An 18,378-nucleotide genomic window follows, 5' to 3' on the forward strand; every position below is an offset into this window, starting at 1 on the left:
CGCGCTTCTTTGCTTCCTTTCTTATCGCGCGATAAGAAAGGGAGTCGGCCGCCGGGCCGAAACCCGGCCTCGAAAAACAACCACCCGGCAGGGTCAAAAACCAGGCCCGGACCTGGCCCAAAACTACTCAGCCACCTGCCTCAACGTATCCATCACAGGCCTCCTCAACACCTCCCGCAACGCCCACCACCCCGCCATCCAGGCCAGCAAGGCCCCGGCAACAGCCCCCGCCAGCGGAGCCCACCAAGGCACGGTCCAGTTGAACTCGAACACCCAGCGCGCCAGGGCCCAGCCCACGGCACCGGCCGCGCAGCTGGCCAGGAAACCCGCCAGCAGGCCCACGCCGGCCAGCTCGGCGCGCTGCACCTGCGCCAGCAGCCGGGCCTGGGCACCGACGGCGCGCATGATGGCGTACTCGCGCGCACGCTCCTCGCGCGTGGCGGTGACGGCGGCGAAGAGCACGACCAGGCCGGCGGCCAGGGTGAAGCCGAAGAGGAATTCCACCGCGCGTATCACCTGGTCCAGCACGCGCTGCACCTGGGCCAGCGTGGTGCTCAGGTCCACGTTGGTGATGTTGGGAAACTCGCGCACCAGGGCGTTGTCGAAGCCCGCCACGTCGGGCGCGCGGTAGGCGGCCAGGTAGCTGACGGCCACGTCGTCCAGGTGGTCCACGGGATAGATGACGAAGAAGTTGGCCCGCATCGATCCCCAGTCCACCTTGCGCAGGCTGGTGATGCGCGCCTCGCTGGGCACGCCGCCCACGTCGAAGCCCAGCGTGTCGCCCAGCTTGAGGCCCAGGGTCTCGGCAATGCCGTCCTCCACGCTGATCTCGCCCTTGGCGCCAGGCGTCCAGGTGCCCGCCGTGATCAGGTTGTGTGCGGGCGCCTGCGCCGTGGTGGAGAGGTTGAACTCCCGGTCCACCAGGCGCTTGGCGCGGTCTTCGCTGAAGTCGTCGGGGCTGACCGGCTTGCCGTTGACGGTGACCAGACGCCCCCGGATCATGGGGAACCAGTCATAGGAGGTGACGCCAGCCTTGTCCAGCGCCGCGCGGAAACCGTCGGCCTGCTCGGGCTGCACGTTGATGACGAAGCGGTTGGGCGCATTGGCCGGAGTGGCCTGGCGCCAGCTGCCGATGAGGTCGGTGCGCAGCAGCACCAGCAGCATGAGCGCCAGCAGCCCCACGGCCAGGCTGCTGATCTGCACCACGGCATAGGCGGGGCGCGCGGCGATCTGGCGCGTGGCCAGAACCAGCCAGCGCGGCGCCGTGCTCTCGTGCACCAGGCGGCGCAGCACCTGCACGGCCAGCCAGCCCAGGGCCGCGAACAGCAGCACGGCCACGGCAAAGCCGCCCACGGCGATCAGGCCCAGCTTGATGTCGCGGCTGGCCGCCAGCAGCAAGGCCGCAAAACCGGCCACGCCCACGGCCAGCACCACCACCGAGGCAGGCTTGAGCGCGCCCAGGTCGCGGCGCATGACGCGCAGCGGCGGCACGCGCGCCAGTTGCAGCACGGGCGGCAGGCCAAAGGCCAGCAGCAGGGTCAGCCCCATGCCCACGCCGAAGGCCGCAGGCCACAGGCCTGGTGCGGGCAAGGCGGTTTCCACCAGCCCGGCCAGCAGCAGCACGAACACATGGTGGATGGCCCAGCCCAGCAGCACGCCCGCGGCGCTGGAGGCCAGGCCGACCAGCACGAACTCCACCGTATAGGCCCCTGCAATGCGCCGCTGGCTCTGGCCCAGCACGCGCAGCATGGCCGAGGCGTCGAGGTGGCTGTTGGCAAAGCCGCGCGCAGCCAGGGCCACGGCCACGGCCGACAGCAGGGCCGCCAGCAGGGCGACCAGGCTCAGGAATTTCTCGGCGCGGTCCAGCGTCTGGCGCATCTCGGGGCGGCCGCTGTCCAGCGACTCCACGCGCACGCCATGCACGCCGGGCGCCTTGGCCTGCTGCTCGGCCCAGACGCGGTAGCGCTGCACGGCCGGCTCGGAGCCATCACCCGCGCCGGCCACGGCCAGGCGGTAGGTGATGCGGCTGGCCGGCTGCACCAGGCCTGTGGCGGCAAGGTCGGCGGAGGTGATCATCACGCGCGGCGCAAAGTTCATGAAGCCTGCGCCCCGGTCGGGCTCGATGGAGATGATGCGCGCCACGCGCAGTTGGGCGTCGCCCAGCAGCAGCATGTCCCCCACGCCTATGCCCAGCGACTCCAGCAGCGGCGCATCGACCCAGGCCTCGCCCCGCGCCGGTATCTCGCGCGTGGCCCGGTCGGCCGCGCCGGGGGCATCGGCCACGCGCAGGCTGCCGCGCAGCGGATAACCTTCGGGCACGCTCTTGAGCGCCACCAGGCGGCTCATGCCGCCTTGCGCATCGCTGGCGCGCGCCATGGTCGGGAAGCTGGATGTCTCCAGGGCCTGCAGCCCTTCGGCGCGTGCGCGCTCGGCAAAGGCCGGCGCCGTGGGGTTGTCGCCGACCACGACCACGTCGCCGCCCAGCAGCTGGCGCGCATCGCGCTGCAGCCCCGCCTGCAGCCGGTCGGCAAAAAAGCCCACCGAGCTGAGTGCGGCCACGGCCAGCATCACGGCGACGATCAACAGGCGCAACTCGCCCGCGCGCAGGTCGCGCCACAGGGTGCGCCAACCCAGGGTCCATGCAGAAGATCCATTCATGCCGCGCAGATTAGCGCAGGCGAAGATGGGCACCCGGGCGCCACGGCTATTGGCGCGGCCGTTCAGAACATCAGCCGCAGGCCCAGGTCCAGCCCGACCGCGCCGGCCGGCTGCATGCCGCCCGTGGTCAGGTAGCCGGGCTGGGGCAGGATGGCCGGGTTGCTGACCACCAGCGGCGTCACACCCATTACGCCCGGGTTGTTGCGCCCGTTGCCCACGCTGATGCGCGACACCGTGGCGTACAGCGCCGTGCGTTTGGACAGCGGGTGCACATAGCCCAGGGCGAGCTTGTTCACCGAGGAATCGCCGTCGGCCAGACCCTGGCCGTTCCTGAACTGCACACGTGCATAGGAGGCGCGCAGCGCCCCCTGGCCCACGGGGATGTTCACGCCGGCCAGCACGCCCAGGTAGCGGTCGTTGATGGCGGCCAGCGTGCCGGCGTCGCGCCGCTCGTTGCGCACGCCGGACCATTCGCCAAACAGCTTGACCGGGCCGAAGTCATAGGAGCCGCCCAGGTTCAGCGAGCGGATCTTTTCCGCGCCGGCGCCCGAGGTGCCCAGAGTGTTCTCGCCATAGCCCAGCGCCACATCGGCCGCCCCCATGGCCCAGCCGATGCGGGCACCCGCGTAGCGCCCCCGCTTCGAGCTGTTCTCGGGAAAGGCGTACATGGCCTGCCCATAGACACCGCCCAGGCCCGGCGGCAGGAAATAGCCGATGGAGTTGCCTGCGCGCAGATAGGTGTCCGTGCCCGCCGACAGCCCGCCGCCCAGCAGGCCGCCCGTGGCCAGCGCGCGGGCGATGGCCAGGTTGCTGTTGACCACGGCGATCAGGTTGGTGCCCACGCCGTTGACGGTGAAGGGGTCGAAGGCCCAGTCGTTCAGAAACGAAGGCGTGTGGTCGCGCCCCATGCGCAGCTCGCCCAGGCGCCCGGACAGGCTGATGGTGGCGCGCCGCCCGAAGTTGAGCGCGCCGCCGCCCGTGTCATTGGCCACCGGCGCCTCCAGCCACAGGCCGGCCATGAGGCCGCCGCCCAGGTCTTCGCTGGCGCGTATGCCGATGCGGCTGGCCAGGTTGCCCGAGGGCGATAGCGCCCAGGTGCTTTGCCGCGCCGAGCGCGCGGGGCCCGCGTCCCAGGAATCGCTGCGCACGCTGTAGCGGCTGATGCCGGCGTCCATCACGCCGAACAGCGTGACCGAGGTGGGCGCCTGGGCGGCGGCCGCGCCTGCCAGACACAGCAGGCCCAGCGCGTGCAGGCCGCAGGGATGGGGGTGAAGTCGGGGCATGGGGGTCTCCTGTTCGTCGTGGGGCTGGCGCGGTCCTGCGCCACGAATCGACTCTAGGAAAGCCATCGCGCCGCTTCTTGGCAGTTCATGCCAACGGCTTTGCAATTCACGACATGCGCGGGTTGCCCTGGTCAGGGTTGCCATGGATTTGTCCCAACAAGGCAAATGCCTGTCCCCCAATGGCAAGTCCCGGGAAAGCGGGCTTTCGATACTGGATGCCAGAACACGGAACAAGGAGACATGGATATGAGACTGCCCCACGCCATCGCCACGCTGCTCGCGGGCTGCGCCATCACCATCGCCATCGCCGGTACGGCCTGGAGCCGCCAGCCGCTCAGGCTCATCGTGCCCGCACCGCCGGGCGGCACCATGGACATCGTGGCGCGCGTCGTGGGCCAGCAGCTCGCGTCTGAAACAGGCCAGGCCGTGGTGATAGACAACCGCCCGGGCGCAGGCGGCCTGCTGGGCATGCAGACCCTGCTGCAGGCGCCCGCCGATGGGCAGACGCTGCTGGTGGGCGCAAGCAATCTGCTGGCCGAGATCCCCCATGTGATCAAGATGCCCTTCGATCCGCTCAAGGACCTGGTGCCCCTGGCCTCGCTGGCCCGCTCGGGCGTGGTGCTGGTGGCCTCGGCCAGCCAGCCCGCCCAGGACTTGCAGGAGCTGCTCGCGCAGCTCAAGGCACGCAAAGGCCAGACCAGCTTTGCCAGCTACAGCCCCGGCACCGTGTCGCACTACGCCGGCCTGATCCTCAGCGACAAGGCGGGCCTGGACCTGCAGCACGTGGGCTACGCGGGCTCGCCCCCGGCCGTGCAGGCCCTGCTGGGCGGCCAGGTGGACGTCATGTTCGACGGCATGCTGACCTCGGTTCCCCTGATCAGGGCCGGCAAGCTGCGTGCCTACGCGTTTTCCGGCCCACGGCGTTCGCGCCATCTGCCCCAGGTGCCGACCACCGCCGAACTCGGCTACCCCGAGCTGCAGTTTCGCGGCTGGGTGGGCCTGATCGCGCCCGCCCGCCTGCCCTCCGAAACCATGGAACGCCTGCGCGCCGCCATCGGGAAAGCCGCCAGCGCGCCGGCCGTGCAGCAAAAGCTCTCCGACGTGGGGCTGGAGCCCGAGGTGCTCACCGACACCGCCGCGCTGCAGCGCGAGACACGCCTGATGTCCGAGCGCAACGCCGGCATCGTAAAGAAATACCAGATCACCGCGAACTGACTTCCAGGGAAACACCGACCATGCAGATCCGACAGATCACCCCCGCCATCGGCGCCGAAATCTCCGGCGTCCATCTCGGCGATGCCGCACGCGACGCCGCGCTGTTCGCGGACATCCGCGCCGCGCTGCTGACCCATCGCGTGCTGTTCTTCCGGGACCAAGACATCACGCGCGCCGAACATGTGGCCTTTGCCAGCCGCTTCGGCCCACTGGAGGACCATCCCGTGGCAGGCAGCGATCCCGAGCACCCTGGCCTGGTGCGCATCTACCGCAGCGACGATCCGCACAGCTACGAAAACACCTGGCACTGCGATGGCCTGTGGCGCCCCAACCCGGCCATGGGCGCGGTGCTGCGCTGCATAGAGTGCCCGCCGATCGGCGGCGACACCATCTGGGTCAACATGGTCAAGGCCTACGAGGAGCTGCCCGAGAGCATCAAGCGCAGCATCGACGGCCTGCGCGCCAAGGCGGGCATAGAGCACACCTTCGGCGCCGTGATGGCGCCCGAGGCGCGCGCGCGGCTGGCCAGCGAGCACCCGCCCGTGGAGCATCCCGTGGTGCGCACCCACCCCGAGACCGGCGAGAAGCTGCTGTTCGTGGGCGCGGGCTTCAGCACCCACTTCGTCAACTACAGCACGCCCGAGAACGTGCGCCACGGCATAGACAAGGCGCCCGGCGCCGCGCTGCTGATGAACTACCTGATCAGCCGCGCCACGATTCCCGAATACCAGGTGCGCTGGTCCTGGAAGCCCGGCGACGTGGCCGTCTGGGACAACCGCAGCACCCAGCACTACGCGCTCAACGACTACTACCCGGCGCCCCGCCGCATGGAGCGCGCGGGCATCGTCGGCGACATCCCGCGCTGAGGCCCTGCACAGACTCTTTCACACCCCCCCCCTCACCCCCAACCACCGGAGCGTCCCATGAATTTTCTCGATGGCCACCTGTTCCCCGAAAACCAGCAGCCCCTGATCATCACGGCAGCCCCCTATGCGCCGGGCTGGCTGCCCGGCGATTTCCCCGAAGACATTCCCGTGACCATGCAAGAGCAGATCCAGAAGGCCGTGGACTGCTACAACGCCGGCGCCACCGTGCTGCACCTGCATGTGCGCGAGCTGGATGGCAAAGGCAGCAAGCGCCTGTCCAAGTTCAACGAGCTGATCGCCGGCGTGCGTGCGCGCGTGCCCGAGATGATCATCCAGGTGGGCGGATCGATCAGCTTTGCTCCCGAGACGGACGGCGCGGCCGCCAAGTGGCTGTCCGATGACACGCGCCACATGCTGGCCGAGCTGGAGCCCGTGCCCGACCAGGTCACGGTGACCGTCAATACCTCGCAGATGAACGTGACGGAGCAGGCCGAGGACGCGGACTTCAGGGGCACCTCGCGCGAGAAGCCCGCCATCTTCGACGCCTACAAGGAGATGACCGTGCCCGCCCAGCCCGGCTGGGCCGAGGAGCACATCCGGCGCCTGTCGGCCGCCGGCATCCAGAGCGCCTTCCAGTGCTACAACATCAACAGCTTCGAGTCCGTGGAGCGGCTCATGCGCCGCGGCATCTACAAGGGCCCGCTGGTGATGAACTGGGTGGCGATCGGCGGCGGCATGGACGCGCCCAGCATCTACAGCCTGGCCCACTTCGTGCGCGCCGTGCCCGACGGCGCCGTGCTCACCGTGGAAAGCAATGTGCGCAACGTGCTGCCCGTGAACATGATGGGCATCGCCATGGGCCTGCACGTGCGCTGCGGCACCGAGGACTGCCTGTGGAACCAGTCGCGCAGCGCCAAGGCCAGCACGGTCTCCCAGATCGAGCAACTGGTGCGCATCGCGCGCGAGTTCGGCCGCCCCATCGCCACGGCGCAACAGGCGCGCGCCATCAGCAAGATTGGCGTGTTCTACGACACCGCCGAAGAGACATTGGCGGCCAACGGCTTCGCGCCCAACCGCAACGGCGGCAACCAGGGATTTCTGCGCAAGACCGCCTGACGCACTAGGCCTCGCCAACCCGTCCCTGCCCCCGCCTGCGCCAGTCCGAGACGCTGGCGCCGAAAGCGGCCCGGAACCAGTGGCAAAAGCCGCTGGGCGCGGCAAACCCCAGCAGGCCCGCCACCTCGCCCAGGGGCTGGCCACCGTCTTGCAGATGGCGCAGCACCAGTTCCCTGCGGATGGTGTCGAGCAGCGACAAGAAAGTCTGCCCCTCCGCAAGCAGGCGGCGGTGCAGCGTGCGGCGGTCCATTCCCAGCTGGCGTGCCACCTGCTGGGCCGTACAGCGGCCGCCCGGCAGCAGTGCAATGATCAGCTCCCTGCAGGCCGCCTGCATGCCTTCGCCCCGGCTGCGCAGCGCCTGCTCCAGATGGCTTCGCGCAAAGCGCGCAACGCCCGAGCCCTGCGCCTGGCCGCATTCGCGCAGCAGTTGCAGATCCGCCAGGCGGCAGACCATGCCGTTGAAAGGCTGGTCAAACAAAGGGGTTACGCCGAAGAAGGCACGGTGGGCCGATGCATCGGCCGGTGCGCGGTGTACGAAGCTGACCTGCTGCGGGCGCCACTGGGCACCGATCAGCTCGCGCAGCACGCGAAACATCACGCCCACCGCCAGCTCCATGGACTGGCGCATGGCCATGCCCGCGATGGGCACCAGGTCCTGGCGCACCAGCACCCCGGAGCCCGCGTCCTCGATGCGTACGAACATGCCCGCACTCAGCAGCTTGAGGTAGCGGCACAGCGTGTCCAGCGCCTGGCGCGGCGTGGGCTCTTGCTGCAGCACAAGGCTGATGGGGCCCAGGTGGGACAGGCTGCGCCGCGCCGCCAGGCGCAGCGCGAAATCCTGCGTTCCCGTGGTGCGCGCGGCCACCTCCAGCAGCTCGCGCACGGCATGGATGGGAATCAGCGTTTCCGGGTCGTCGAGCAGGCGCGCCGACAGTCCCGCCGCGCGCACAAGGACGGCGGGATCATGGCCCAGGCTTTTCACCAGGTCGGCGTAGCCATGCAGGCTGGCACTGCGGATAAGGCCGCAGGTGACGGGCCTGCGGCCTGCGGCCGCGGTGCCGATGGCATGGAGCGCAGGGGTCTGCATGACAGGTCCATTTCAGGGAATCAGCACCGTCGCGCCCGTGGTGCGGCGCGACTCCAGCGCCTGGTGCGCCTGGGCCGCATCGGCCAGCGCAAAGCTTTGCTGGGGCTCGCTGGCGATTCGCCCGGCCAGCACATGGTCGAACAGCTCGCGCGCCATCTCCAGCATGTGGGCGCGCGGCTGGATGTAGTGCACCATCGCGGGCCGCGTCATCCAGATCGATCCCTTGGAGGCCAGCAGCTGGGAGTCCACCACCACCGAGCCCGACGAGGTGCCGTTGCTGACCAGCCGGCCGCGCGGCTGCAGGCAGTCCAGCGAATCCATGAGCGTGTCCTTGCCCACCGAGTCATAGACCACGGGCACGCCCTTGCCGCCCGTGATCTCCATCACGCGAGCGACGGTGTTCTCGCGCGAGGTCACGATGACGTGGGCGCAGCCGTTGGCGCGCGCGGCGGCGGCCTTCTCGTCGGTGCTCACCGTGCCGATCATGGTCACGCCCAGGGCACGCGCCCACTGGCAGGCGATCAGCCCCACGCCGCCGGCCGCCGCGTGGTAGAGGATGGTCTCGCCCCCCTGCAGCGGATGGACCTGGCGGAACAGGTACTGCGCCGTCATGCCCTTCATCATCAGCGTGGCCGCCGTGCGGTCGCTGATGCCGTCGGGCAGCGGGATCAGCACCTCGGCCGGCATCACGCGCACATCGCTGTAGGCGCCCTGCGGGCCCATCAGGTAGCCCACGCGGTCGCCGGGCCGCACTTCGGTCACGCCCTCCCCCACGGCCTCGACCACGCCCACGGCGTCCGAGCCCAGGCCGTTGGGCAGGGCCAGCGGATAGCGGCCCGTGCGGAAATAGATGTCGATGAAGTTGACGGCGACGAAGCTGTGGCGCACGCGCGCCTGGCCGGGTCCCGGCGCGCCGGCCTCGGCATGCTCCAGCCTGAGCACCTCGGGGCCGCCGGTGGTATGAAAGCGTATGGCCTTTGCCATGGAGTCTCCTTGTGTAGCGCCTGGGTGGGGCGCCCTGCATCAGTTGAGCCGGATGTCGAAGTTCCGGACGATCTCGGCATTGCGGTCGAACTCGGTGCGCAGGTCGGTGGACATCTGCTCCAGCGAGCGATCGCCTTCGACGGGCTCGAAGCCCGTGCCCGCATAGCGTTCGCGCACGGCCTTGCGGGCGTTGACCCGGGCCAGCGCGCCGTGGATCTTCTCCAGCAGCGGGCGCGGCGTCTGCGCCGAGGCGAACACGCCGCTCCAGTTGCTGAAATCCACCTCGGGATAGCCCAGCTCGGCCAGCGTGGGCACCTGCGGGTAGTCGGGCAGCCGGCTCTTGTAGGCCACGGCCAGCAGCCTGACCTTGCCGCCAGCGATCAGCGGCTTGGAGGTGACCGATCCGTCGAACATCAGCGGGATCTGGTTGCCCATGACCTGGGCCAGCGCGGGCGCCGAGCCCGGGAAGGCCACATGCTCCATGTCCAGGTGGGCCCTTCTGTTGAGGATGGCACCCGCGTACTGCGAGGCCGTGCCCTGGCTGTACGAGGCGAACGACAGCGTGCCCGGGTGGGCCTTCACGTAGGCGATGGCCTCGGCCCCGTCGCGCGCGGGAAACTGCGGCGAGGCGATGAACAGCATCACCGAGCGCGCCATCTGCGCCACGGGCCGCACGTCCTTCATGGGGTCGAAGCCGACCTTGAGCACATGGGGCACCTCGGTGAGGATGTTGGTCACCGTCACCAGCAGCGTGCTGCCGTCGGCCGGCTGGGACAGCATGTGCTTGACGGCGATGGCGCCACCGGCACCGGGCCGGTTCTCGACGATGACGGGCTGGCGTATCTCCTGCGCCAGCTGGTCGCTGATGATGCGCGCGAACACATCGATGGTGCCGCCGGGCGGCGCCGGCACGATGAGCCGGACCGGCTTGTCGCCGAAGGCGTGGGCGCCACCGGCCAGCAGCGAGGCGGCCAGGGCGATGGCAGTCCAGGGGGGCATGCGTTGCATCGTGGGCTCCCGGTTCAGGCGGCCTTGCGCAGAAATCCCTGCTGGGCGCCGTTGCGGTTGGGCGCGAAGCCGTTGGCCGCCAGCGTCTCTTCCACGGTGCCGTAGAACTGGCCGATCCGGCAGATCTCCCGCGCCTGCTGCGCCGTGGCGATGGGGCGGCCGAACTCGCCTGCGATGCGCACCAGCTGCTCGATCTGCGCCACCGTGCCCATCTTGGCCGTGCGGCGCTGGTTCCAGAGGTTGTCCTCGGTGCCGCAGCGCACGTGCAGGCCCATGGCAATGCCCATCATGTTCACGGGCAGCACGTTGAGCACCGAGCTTTCCACGGTGAGCACGGCGCCGTCGGGCACGGCACGCACGAAATTGGCCAGGCTGTAGATGCTGGGCGCATCCATGCCGCCGCCAATCGCCACCCAGTTCATCACCAGCGGGCCCTTGTAGATGCCCCGGCGCATGAGCCGCTCCACCGACTCGAAGCTGTTGATGTTGTAGCACTGGAAGGCGCTCTGGATGCCGGCGGCCGACAGGCGCCGGATGTGCTCCTCGGCCCAGCCGGGCTGGGCGGGCACGGTCATCTCCCTGTAGGCATTGAAGACGGCCGGGTCCTCCATGGAGGTGCCGCGTATGTCGCGCGCATCGAACTGCTCCAGGAAATTCATCTGCGAGGTATTGATGGTCACCGTGACCTGGTCGGGCACGGGCTCCAGCTCGGCCAGCATGTGGCGCGTGTCGTCGGACAGCCACTTGGCGGCCGCGCCGTCCGTCTCGGGAGCAAAGCTGATCGAGCCGCCCACCTGGATGATCATCTCGGGCACACGCGCACGCACGCCGGCGATCAGCTCGTTGAACTTCGACAAACGCTTGCTGCCTTTGCCATCCAGCTCGCGCACATGCAGGTGCAGCACGGTGGCGCCGGCGTTGTAGCAGTCCACGGCCTTCTGGATCTGCTCGTCCATGGTCACGGCGATCTCGCCGGGAAAGTCCGAGGGCAGCCACGAGGGCGCATAGGGCGCGGCCGTGATGATCAGGGGCTGCTGGTTTTCGGGGAACAGGTGGCCGTCGAGAAAATTCATGGCATGTCTCCTTGTGTCGTGATCGTGGTTCAGAAGGTCGGCGTGCCGACGATGCCCGCGCGCTCCATCTTCCGGTGGCTGGGCGGGTAGTCCATGGCCGCGTAGTGCTGGGTGGCGCGGTTGTCCCAGATCGCCACGCTGCCCGCCCGCCAGCGCCAGCGCACCTGGTACTCGGGGATGGCAGCCTGGCCGATCAGGTACTGCAGCAGGCCGGAGGCGCCCTGCGTGAAGTCCTGGCCCACGCGCACATTGGCGGGCGTATGGAAATTGGTGAAATGCGTGGTGAAGCCGTTCACGAACAGCACCTTCTCGCCGGTCTCGGGATGGGTGCGGACCACGGGATGCTCGGCATCGGGGTACTGGGCCTTGAGCGCCAGCCGCCTTTCGATGGGCATGGCCGCACCGAACTTGCATTCGATGCTGTGGCGCGCGCGCAGCGGCGCGATCAGCGCCTTGACGGCGTCCGGCAGGCGTTCGTAGGCCAGCGCCATGTTGGCCCACAGGGTGTCGCCGCCCACGGGCGGGCATTCCACGCAGTGCAGCACGCAGCCCATGGGCGGCGCCTCGCGCCAGGTGGCGTCGCAGTGCCAGGAATTCTCGTAGCGGTCGTTGGGCTGCTCGGGCGTCCTGTAGATGCGCACCAGGCCCGGATGCTCGGGGTCGCTGCCGGCCACCGGATGGTCCTCCAGCTCGCCGAAGCGCCGCGCAAAGGCCACGTGCTCGGCGCGCGCCAGGCCCTGGTCGCGCAGGAACAGCACCTTGTGGCGCAGCAGCGCCGCCCGGATCTCCGAGAAAAGCGCGTCGTCGCGCACCGCGTCGGCCAGCCGCACGCCGAGCAATTCGGCGCCGATGGCGCATGTCATGGGCTCTATGCGCATGCCTGTCTCCTGTCATTGTTGTGAAGGCCCGTGGCGGCACGGTCCGCCCGGCGTGGGGCCGGTCTCTGCAATGTAGGAAAACCCGGTTCCGCGGACTATGCAAGCCATGCCATCCTCTTTGCATTTCGTGCCACCAGGCCACGGACTGACAGGAGGGCAAGCATGGTCACCATGGTGCGCGCGGCGGCCTTGACCCATTTTTCGGACGTCATGCGCGAACTGGGCGGCGACCCCGACAAGGCACTGCGCCAGGCCGGCCTGCGGCCCGCGCTGCTGCGCGAGCAGGACCAGCTGATCGACGTGGCCATCGTCGCGCGCCTGCTGGAAGACGCGGCCCAGTCCACGGGCTGCGAGTCCCTGGGCCTGCGCATGGCCCGGCACCGCCAGCTGTCGAGCTTCGGCGCCGTGAGCCTGCTGCTGCTGCACCAGCCCACGCTGCGCCATGCGCTGGACACGCTGGTCGCGCACATGCACCTGGTCAACGAATCGCTGCTGATCCACCTGGAGGATGCAGGGGGCATCGTCATCCTGCGCGAGGACTTCGTCCTGCACGGCGCCATGCGCCAGTCCGTGGAACTGGCCATGGGCGTGCTGTGGCGCATGTGCGAGGCATTGCTGCGCGAGCGCTGGCGGCCGCAGGGCGTCAGCTTCAGCCACGCGCCACCGGCCGACCTGTCCGAGCACCGCCGCATGTTCCGCTGCCGCATCACGTTCGGCGCCGAGTTCAACGGCATCGCCTGCCGCGCCGCCGACCTGGACGAGCCCAACCCGCTGGCCGACCCCGCGCTGGCGCGCTATGCGCTGCGGCTGGTGGAGGCCATGCCGGCCCACCGTGCCGCCTCCGTGGGCCACCAGGCGCGCCGGGTCATCTACCTGCTGCTGCCCTCGGGCAACGCCACCTGCGCAGGCGTGGCCCAGGGCATGGGGCGCAGCCTGCGCACGCTGCAGCGCGAACTGGACCGCGAAGGCCTGAGCTTCAGCGAGCTGCTGACCGAAGTGCGCCACGAACTGGCCCTGCGCTACCTGGACCACCCCCACTACAGCGTGGGCCAGATCGCTTCCATGCTCGGCTATGCCAGCCACAGCGCCTTCACGCGCTGGTTCGCTGCGCAATTCGGTTGCGCGCCCGAGGCCTGGCGCAGCCGCGCGCAGGGACTGCCTCGCGCCTGACGCACCCGGCGTTCCTGGCGCACTTGGCGCACTTGGCGCACTTGACGCACCACCACGGCGCACCCCGCCCCTGCACGGTGCGGCGGGCGCATTGCGGTGCACGCTGTCTGCGCACCAGACAGCGTGCACCACGGGCAGGCACCGCGCCGCAGTGCTGGCACGGCACTTGCATTGGCTGCCCTGACCCGCTGGCCCTGGCCTGCGGCCCGCAAAACACTGGATGCGCAACGCAGGACGCCAGATGAACATCGTTGTGATCGGCCACGGCATGGTAGGCCACAAATTTCTCGAGCAGCTGCATGCCCTGGGCGTGGCAGACGCGAACGTCACCGTGCTGTGCGAGGAGCCGCGCGCCGCCTACGACCGTGTTCACCTGTCGGAATTCTTCTCCGGCAAGAGCGCCGAGGACCTGAGCCTGGTGGCGCCCGGCTTCTTCGAGGCCAGCGGCTTCACGCTGCGCCTGGCGGCCAGGGCGGCAGCCGTGGAGCGGCGCGAGCGCACCGTGACCACGGCCGATGGCGAAATCATCCCCTACGACAAGCTGGTGCTGGCCACAGGCTCGGCGCCCTTCGTGCCGCCCGTGCCGGGGCGCGACCGGCCGCACTGCTTTGTCTACCGCACCATCGAGGACCTGGAGGCCATGCAGGCATCGGCCGCGCGCTCCAGAACCGGCGTGGTGGTGGGCGGCGGCCTGCTGGGCCTGGAATGCGCCAAGGCCCTGCGCGACCTGGGCCTGGAGACCCATGTGGTCGAGTTCGCCCCGCGCCTGATGGCCGTGCAGGTGGACGACGGCGGCGGCCGCGTGCTGCGCAGCAAGATCGAGGACCTGGGCGTGCAGGTGCACACGGGCCGCAATACGCTGGAGATCACCGACGGCGCCACGGCACGCCACCGCATGGTGTTTGCCGACGGCACGCACCTGGAGACGGACATGATCGTCTTCTCCGCCGGCATCCGCCCGCGCGACGAGATCGCGCGCCAATGCGCCCTGGCCATAGGCCCGCGCGGCGGCGTGGCCGTGGACGACCATTGCCGCACCAGCGACCGCAACGTCTACGCCATTGGCGAATGCGCCTCCTGGCGCGAGCAGACCTTCGGCCTGGTGGCACCCGGCTACGACATGGCGCGCGTGGCGGCCCGCCACATTGCAGGCGAGGCCGAGGCCGCCTTCGGCGGGGCCGATCTCAGCACCAAGCTCAAGCTCATGGGCGTGGATGTGGCCAGCATCGGCGACGCCCAGGGCAAGACGCCGCGCAGCCGCAACTACCAGTTCATCGACGAGCGCAAGCAGGTCTACAAGAAGATCGTGGTCAGCGAGGACGGCCGCCAGCTGCTGGGCGCCGTGCTGGTGGGCAATGCCGATGAGTACGGCACGCTGCTGCAGATGACGCTCAACAGCATCGCCCTGCCCGAGGAGCCCGAGTTCCTCATCCTGCCCTCCAGCGACGGCAAGGCCAAGCCCGGCCTGGGCGTGGACGCCCTGCCCGACACGGCACAGATCTGCTCGTGCAACAACGTCACCAAGGCGCAGATCTGCGCGGCCGTGGGCGAAGGCGCCTGCACCATGGCCGAGCTCAAGTCCTGCACCCAGGCCGGCGCCACCTGCGGCGGCTGCGTGCCCCTGGCCACCCAGGTCATGAAGGCCGAGATGGCCCGGCGCGGCATGGCCGTCAACAACCATGTCTGCGAGCATTTCCCGCACTCGCGCCAGGAGCTGTACCACCTGGTGCGCGTGGGCGGCATCAAGACCTTCGACGAACTGCTGCACCGCCATGGCAAGGGCCTGGGCTGCGATGTCTGCAAGCCGCTGGCAGCCAGCATCCTGGCCTCGTGCTGGAACGAGTTCGTGCTGCAGCCGCAGCTGGCCAGCCTGCAGGACAGCAACGACTACTACCTGGGCAATATCCAGAAGGACGGCAGCTACTCCGTGGTGCCGCGCATGCCCGGCGGCGAGGTCACGCCGGACGGCCTGATCGCCGTCGGCCAGGTGGCCAAGAAATACGGCCTGTACACCAAGCTCACGGGCGGCGCCCGCGTGGACCTGTTCGGCGCGCGCGTGGAGCAGCTGCCGCTGATCTGGGAGGAGCTGATCGCGGCCGGCTTCGAGTCCGGCCATGCCTACGGCAAGTCGCTGCGCACCGTCAAAAGCTGCGTGGGCTCCACCTGGTGCCGCTACGGCGTGGACGACAGCGTGGGCCTGGCCGTGCAGCTGGAAAACCGCTACAAGGGCCTGCGCGCCCCGCACAAGATCAAGTTCGGCGTCTCGGGCTGCACGCGCGAATGCGCCGAGGCCCAGGGCAAGGACGTGGGCGTGATCGCCACCGACAAGGGCTGGAACCTCTACGTCTGCGGCAACGGCGGCATGAAGCCGCGCCATGCCGAGCTGATCGCCTCCGACCTGTCCAAGGACAGGCTGCTGCAGCTCATCGACCGCTTCCTGATGTTCTACGTGCGCACGGCCGACCGCCTGCAGCGCACCAGCACCTGGCGCGAAAACCTGGAAGGCGGCCTGGACTACCTCAAGGACGTGGTGGTCAACGACAGCCTGGGCCTGGGCGCCGAACTGGAGGCCCAGATGCAGCATGTGGTGGACACCTACCAGTGCGAGTGGAAGACCGCCATCACCACGCCCGAAGTGCGCCAGCGCTTTCGCAGCTTCATCAACAGCGACCAGCCCGACGAGCACATCGTCTTCGTGCAGGAGCGCGGCCAGATCCGCCCGGCGCGCGCCGAGGAGCGCAGCGAGGCCACGGCCTGACACCCCCTAGAGACCCGCGACAAGGACCCGCCATGGCACATGCCTCCCAAGAACACTGGCTGCCCGTTTGCGCCACCCAGGACATCGTCCCCGACACCGGCGTCTGCGCCCTCATCCAGGGCCGCCATGTGGCGGTCTTTCGCATCGGCGACGACCGCTTCTACGCCATAGACAACGTGGACCCGCGCTGCGGCGCCAGCGTGCTCGCGCGCGGCCTGGTCGGCAGCCTGGGCGAGCGCGTCGTCGTCGCCTCGCCCATCTACAAGCACCACTTCGACCTGTCCACCGGCGAATGCCTGGAAGCGCCCGAGCATTCCGTGCGCGCCCATGCGGTGCGCAGCGAGAACGGGCAGTTGATGGTGGCGCTGCATTGAGATTCGTGCGGAGCACAGCCGCGCAGGAAGGTCCTGCGTGCCTAGCTTCCCACACCATCCCTGCGCCGTTGCCACGCTGCAAGACCGGCCACGCCGCCCATCAGCGCCAGCAGCGCAGGCCACCCCAGCAGCGGCACCGCCACCGGGCCGGGCTGCGGGGGAATGTAGGGTTGCATGCTCCAGCTGCCTTGGGCAGGCGAAAAAGTGAATCCTGTACCACCATCAAGCACCTGGCTGCACACATTGCCATTCAACAAGACGCATGTGGTGTCCGAATGGTCACCAGCAATGTCCCCCGAGCCTGAGGCGATATTGAAAGCGTCCACCGGCTGGCCTGGGACATGGGGCGCAGCAGGTGAAACCATCGCCAGGTCCCAGGCAGTGATATTGCCGCTGCCATCGGTAGAAACCTTGAAGCGCGGCGGATCACCGATCGAAATACCAGCCAGGATCTGCGCATTGGCCTGCGTATAGGTATTCACGCCGTCGCTGAACGACCAACTGCTGATCGGGTAGGACGTTCCCGGACCGATGACGATGTCCGTCTGGCTGGCCGGCAGGGTCGCAGGCAGGACCATTGAGCCGCTGATGCTCATGGCGGTGGTGTAAGGCGCATGGGCGTTGTTGTAGTTGACGCCCGCATAGGTGTACTGGGTATCTGCCCATGCAGATCCAAGGCCTGAGAAGGAAAGGCATACGCTGGCAACTAAAGGTCTTATTCTCATCAATCTTTCCTTCAGTGGCTGAATGAAGATAAAAACAGAATCAATGAAGCAACTATTCCAATCCATTGTCTCTGGAAGACACGTCAAAAATATATCCTGGAAATTTCAGGGATCTCGATTGATTTAATCAATAAAAATCCACAGCCAATTAATGACTGGCGAGCGTTTATGTCTGGAGCGTGTCGTTCACTTTTGCGTGCCCGAGACATTCGGGGGTGCCGAGCCGGGAAAGCGGCCGCCCATGTTTGATGCCTCGCCTGCGCCGTGATCGAAGCATCCGCACTGGAATGCGAGGTGGCGCTGCATTGGGTTCGGCAGCTGCCCATGGCGCGGACCCCTGACAACCGGCACGACGGTACCCGGGACTGCGGGCTCAGGCGTGAAAGGACAGCAACGCCAGGCACACGATGACCACGATGGCCGCCGTGATGAGCATCACCCTGAAGCCGCCGTCGCTGCTGCGCAGCAACCGCAACTCCAGCAGGGCCGCACCCACCCGGGCCATCCAGAAACAAAGCAGTTCCACCATGGGCGCAGCATAGGCGGCCCGGAAGATCAGGTGCGGGGCGTGGAAAATGCCGGCGAGCGCCTGGGCATCGCAGGCCATCCAGATGTCGTGAAGCCCGTTACCCACAGGGAGATTTATGGAACAGATTCGGGAACAGTCAGCTGACCGCAGGCCAGCCACCAAGAGGAAAAGAATCCTCATGGTCTGCACAGGGAACATCTGCCGCAGCCCCACGGCCCACGGCGTGCTCGAGAAAATGGTGGCCGACGCGGGCCTGGCGGGCCGCATCGAAGTGGACTCTGCAGGCACGCACGGCTACCACGTGGGCGAGGCACCCGACCGCCGCTCCCAGGCCCATGCCGCGCGGCGCGGCTATGACCTCTCGCAGCAGCGCGCGCGGCAACTGCGGGCCGAGGACTTCATGGCATTCGACCAGGTGCTGGTGATGGATGGCGCCAACGAATCTGCCGCGCGCAGGATCTGCCCCGAGTCCGAATGGCACCGCGTACAGCGGCTGACGGACTTCTGCACCGAGCACTCCGCACGCGAAGTGCCCGACCCCTACTACGGCGGCGACCGGGGTTTCGAGGACGTGCTGGACCTGGTGGAGGACGGCTGCAGGGGGCTGCTGGCCACGCTGGGCATGGCGCCGCAAAAGCGCTGACAAGCCACTGC

16 protein-coding genes are annotated in these 18,378 nt (G+C 68.6%); 7 read left to right on the plus strand and 9 right to left on the minus strand.

Features of this window, described 5'->3' with window-relative positions; translation table 11 throughout:
- Positions 1 to 123: 123 nt before the first annotated feature.
- Together ACF8LI_RS17450 and ACF8LI_RS17455 are read right to left on the minus strand one after the other, a co-directional pair.
- Entirely contained in the window at positions 124 to 2,658 is a 2,535-nt protein-coding gene (locus tag ACF8LI_RS17450; protein WP_088166315.1) for an ABC transporter permease, read from the minus strand.
- 62 nt (positions 2,659 to 2,720) lie between these two features.
- A complete protein-coding gene (locus tag ACF8LI_RS17455) occupies positions 2,721 to 3,941 on the minus strand; it encodes a porin (RefSeq protein WP_392413571.1) in 1,221 nt (406 codons plus the stop codon).
- A 246-nt stretch (positions 3,942 to 4,187) separates the two neighbouring features.
- Between ACF8LI_RS17455 and ACF8LI_RS17460 the strand changes: the two genes are divergently transcribed.
- The 3 genes from ACF8LI_RS17460 to ACF8LI_RS17470 are packed head-to-tail and all read left to right on the plus strand — an operon-like array spanning position 4,188 to position 7,138.
- Positions 4,188 to 5,156: a Bug family tripartite tricarboxylate transporter substrate binding protein gene (locus tag ACF8LI_RS17460; protein WP_392413573.1), complete on the plus strand. Its 969-nt coding sequence runs from the start codon at positions 4,188 to 4,190 to the stop codon at positions 5,154 to 5,156.
- Positions 5,157 to 5,176: 20 nt separating this feature from the next.
- A complete protein-coding gene (locus ACF8LI_RS17465; RefSeq protein WP_099734467.1) occupies positions 5,177 to 6,022 on the plus strand; it encodes a TauD/TfdA family dioxygenase in 846 nt (281 codons plus the stop codon).
- 57 nt (positions 6,023 to 6,079) lie between these two features.
- On the plus strand, positions 6,080 to 7,138 hold the full coding sequence (locus ACF8LI_RS17470) for a 3-keto-5-aminohexanoate cleavage protein (protein WP_192367044.1): 1,059 nt from the start codon (positions 6,080 to 6,082) through the stop codon (positions 7,136 to 7,138).
- Positions 7,139 to 7,142: 4 nt separating this feature from the next.
- On the opposite strand, the gene ACF8LI_RS17475 is transcribed toward ACF8LI_RS17470, so the two are convergent.
- The 5 genes from ACF8LI_RS17475 to ACF8LI_RS17495 are packed head-to-tail and all read right to left on the minus strand — an operon-like array spanning position 7,143 to position 12,168.
- Positions 7,143 to 8,225: an AraC family transcriptional regulator gene (locus ACF8LI_RS17475; protein WP_392413575.1), complete on the minus strand. Its 1,083-nt coding sequence runs from the start codon at positions 8,223 to 8,225 to the stop codon at positions 7,143 to 7,145.
- Between the two features lie 12 nt (positions 8,226 to 8,237).
- Positions 8,238 to 9,209, minus strand: coding sequence for a quinone oxidoreductase family protein (locus ACF8LI_RS17480; RefSeq protein ID WP_392413577.1), 972 nt, complete (start codon positions 9,207 to 9,209; stop codon positions 8,238 to 8,240).
- A 39-nt stretch (positions 9,210 to 9,248) separates the two neighbouring features.
- A complete protein-coding gene (locus tag ACF8LI_RS17485) occupies positions 9,249 to 10,217 on the minus strand; it encodes a tripartite tricarboxylate transporter substrate binding protein (protein ID WP_013803809.1) in 969 nt (322 codons plus the stop codon).
- Positions 10,218 to 10,231: 14 nt separating this feature from the next.
- Positions 10,232 to 11,290 (minus strand): 3-keto-5-aminohexanoate cleavage protein, encoded by a 1,059-nt coding sequence (locus ACF8LI_RS17490; RefSeq protein ID WP_034390966.1) that lies wholly within the window; start codon positions 11,288 to 11,290, stop codon positions 10,232 to 10,234.
- A gap of 29 nt (positions 11,291 to 11,319) precedes the next feature.
- The gene (locus ACF8LI_RS17495; RefSeq protein WP_392413580.1) at positions 11,320 to 12,168 is read right to left on the minus strand and encodes a TauD/TfdA dioxygenase family protein; all 849 of its coding nucleotides are present in this window, start codon (positions 12,166 to 12,168) and stop codon (positions 11,320 to 11,322) included.
- Positions 12,169 to 12,330: 162 nt separating this feature from the next.
- On the opposite strand from ACF8LI_RS17495, the gene ACF8LI_RS17500 reads away from it, so the two are divergent.
- The 3 genes from ACF8LI_RS17500 (at position 12,331) to nirD (ending at position 16,470) form a co-directional block, all read left to right on the plus strand.
- Entirely contained in the window at positions 12,331 to 13,338 is a 1,008-nt protein-coding gene (locus tag ACF8LI_RS17500) for an AraC family transcriptional regulator (RefSeq protein ID WP_063327000.1), read from the plus strand.
- 241 nt (positions 13,339 to 13,579) lie between these two features.
- Positions 13,580 to 16,096 carry a nitrite reductase large subunit NirB gene (gene nirB, locus ACF8LI_RS17505; protein WP_392413582.1) on the plus strand — a complete coding sequence of 839 codons (2,517 nt, stop codon included), beginning with the start codon at positions 13,580 to 13,582 and terminating at the stop codon, positions 16,094 to 16,096.
- 32 nt (positions 16,097 to 16,128) lie between these two features.
- Positions 16,129 to 16,470, plus strand: coding sequence for a nitrite reductase small subunit NirD (gene nirD, locus ACF8LI_RS17510; protein WP_126312795.1), 342 nt, complete (start codon positions 16,129 to 16,131; stop codon positions 16,468 to 16,470).
- Between the two features lie 41 nt (positions 16,471 to 16,511).
- Here nirD and ACF8LI_RS17515 read toward each other — a convergent pair whose 3' ends face one another.
- Positions 16,512 to 17,261: a hypothetical protein gene (locus ACF8LI_RS17515; RefSeq protein WP_392413584.1), complete on the minus strand. Its 750-nt coding sequence runs from the start codon at positions 17,259 to 17,261 to the stop codon at positions 16,512 to 16,514.
- Between the two features lie 307 nt (positions 17,262 to 17,568).
- Positions 17,569 to 17,829 carry a hypothetical protein gene (locus ACF8LI_RS17520; protein ID WP_016450067.1) on the minus strand — a complete coding sequence of 87 codons (261 nt, stop codon included), beginning with the start codon at positions 17,827 to 17,829 and terminating at the stop codon, positions 17,569 to 17,571.
- A 73-nt stretch (positions 17,830 to 17,902) separates the two neighbouring features.
- Here ACF8LI_RS17520 and ACF8LI_RS17525 point away from each other — a divergent pair, with 73 nt between their 5' ends.
- On the plus strand, positions 17,903 to 18,367 hold the full coding sequence (locus tag ACF8LI_RS17525) for a low molecular weight protein-tyrosine-phosphatase (RefSeq protein WP_209803437.1): 465 nt from the start codon (positions 17,903 to 17,905) through the stop codon (positions 18,365 to 18,367).
- The last annotated feature ends 11 nt before the right edge of the window (positions 18,368 to 18,378 follow it).

Source organism: Delftia sp. WSY_12 (assembly GCF_043104645.1).
Lineage (GTDB): Bacteria > Pseudomonadota > Gammaproteobacteria > Burkholderiales > Burkholderiaceae_C > Comamonas > Comamonas tsuruhatensis.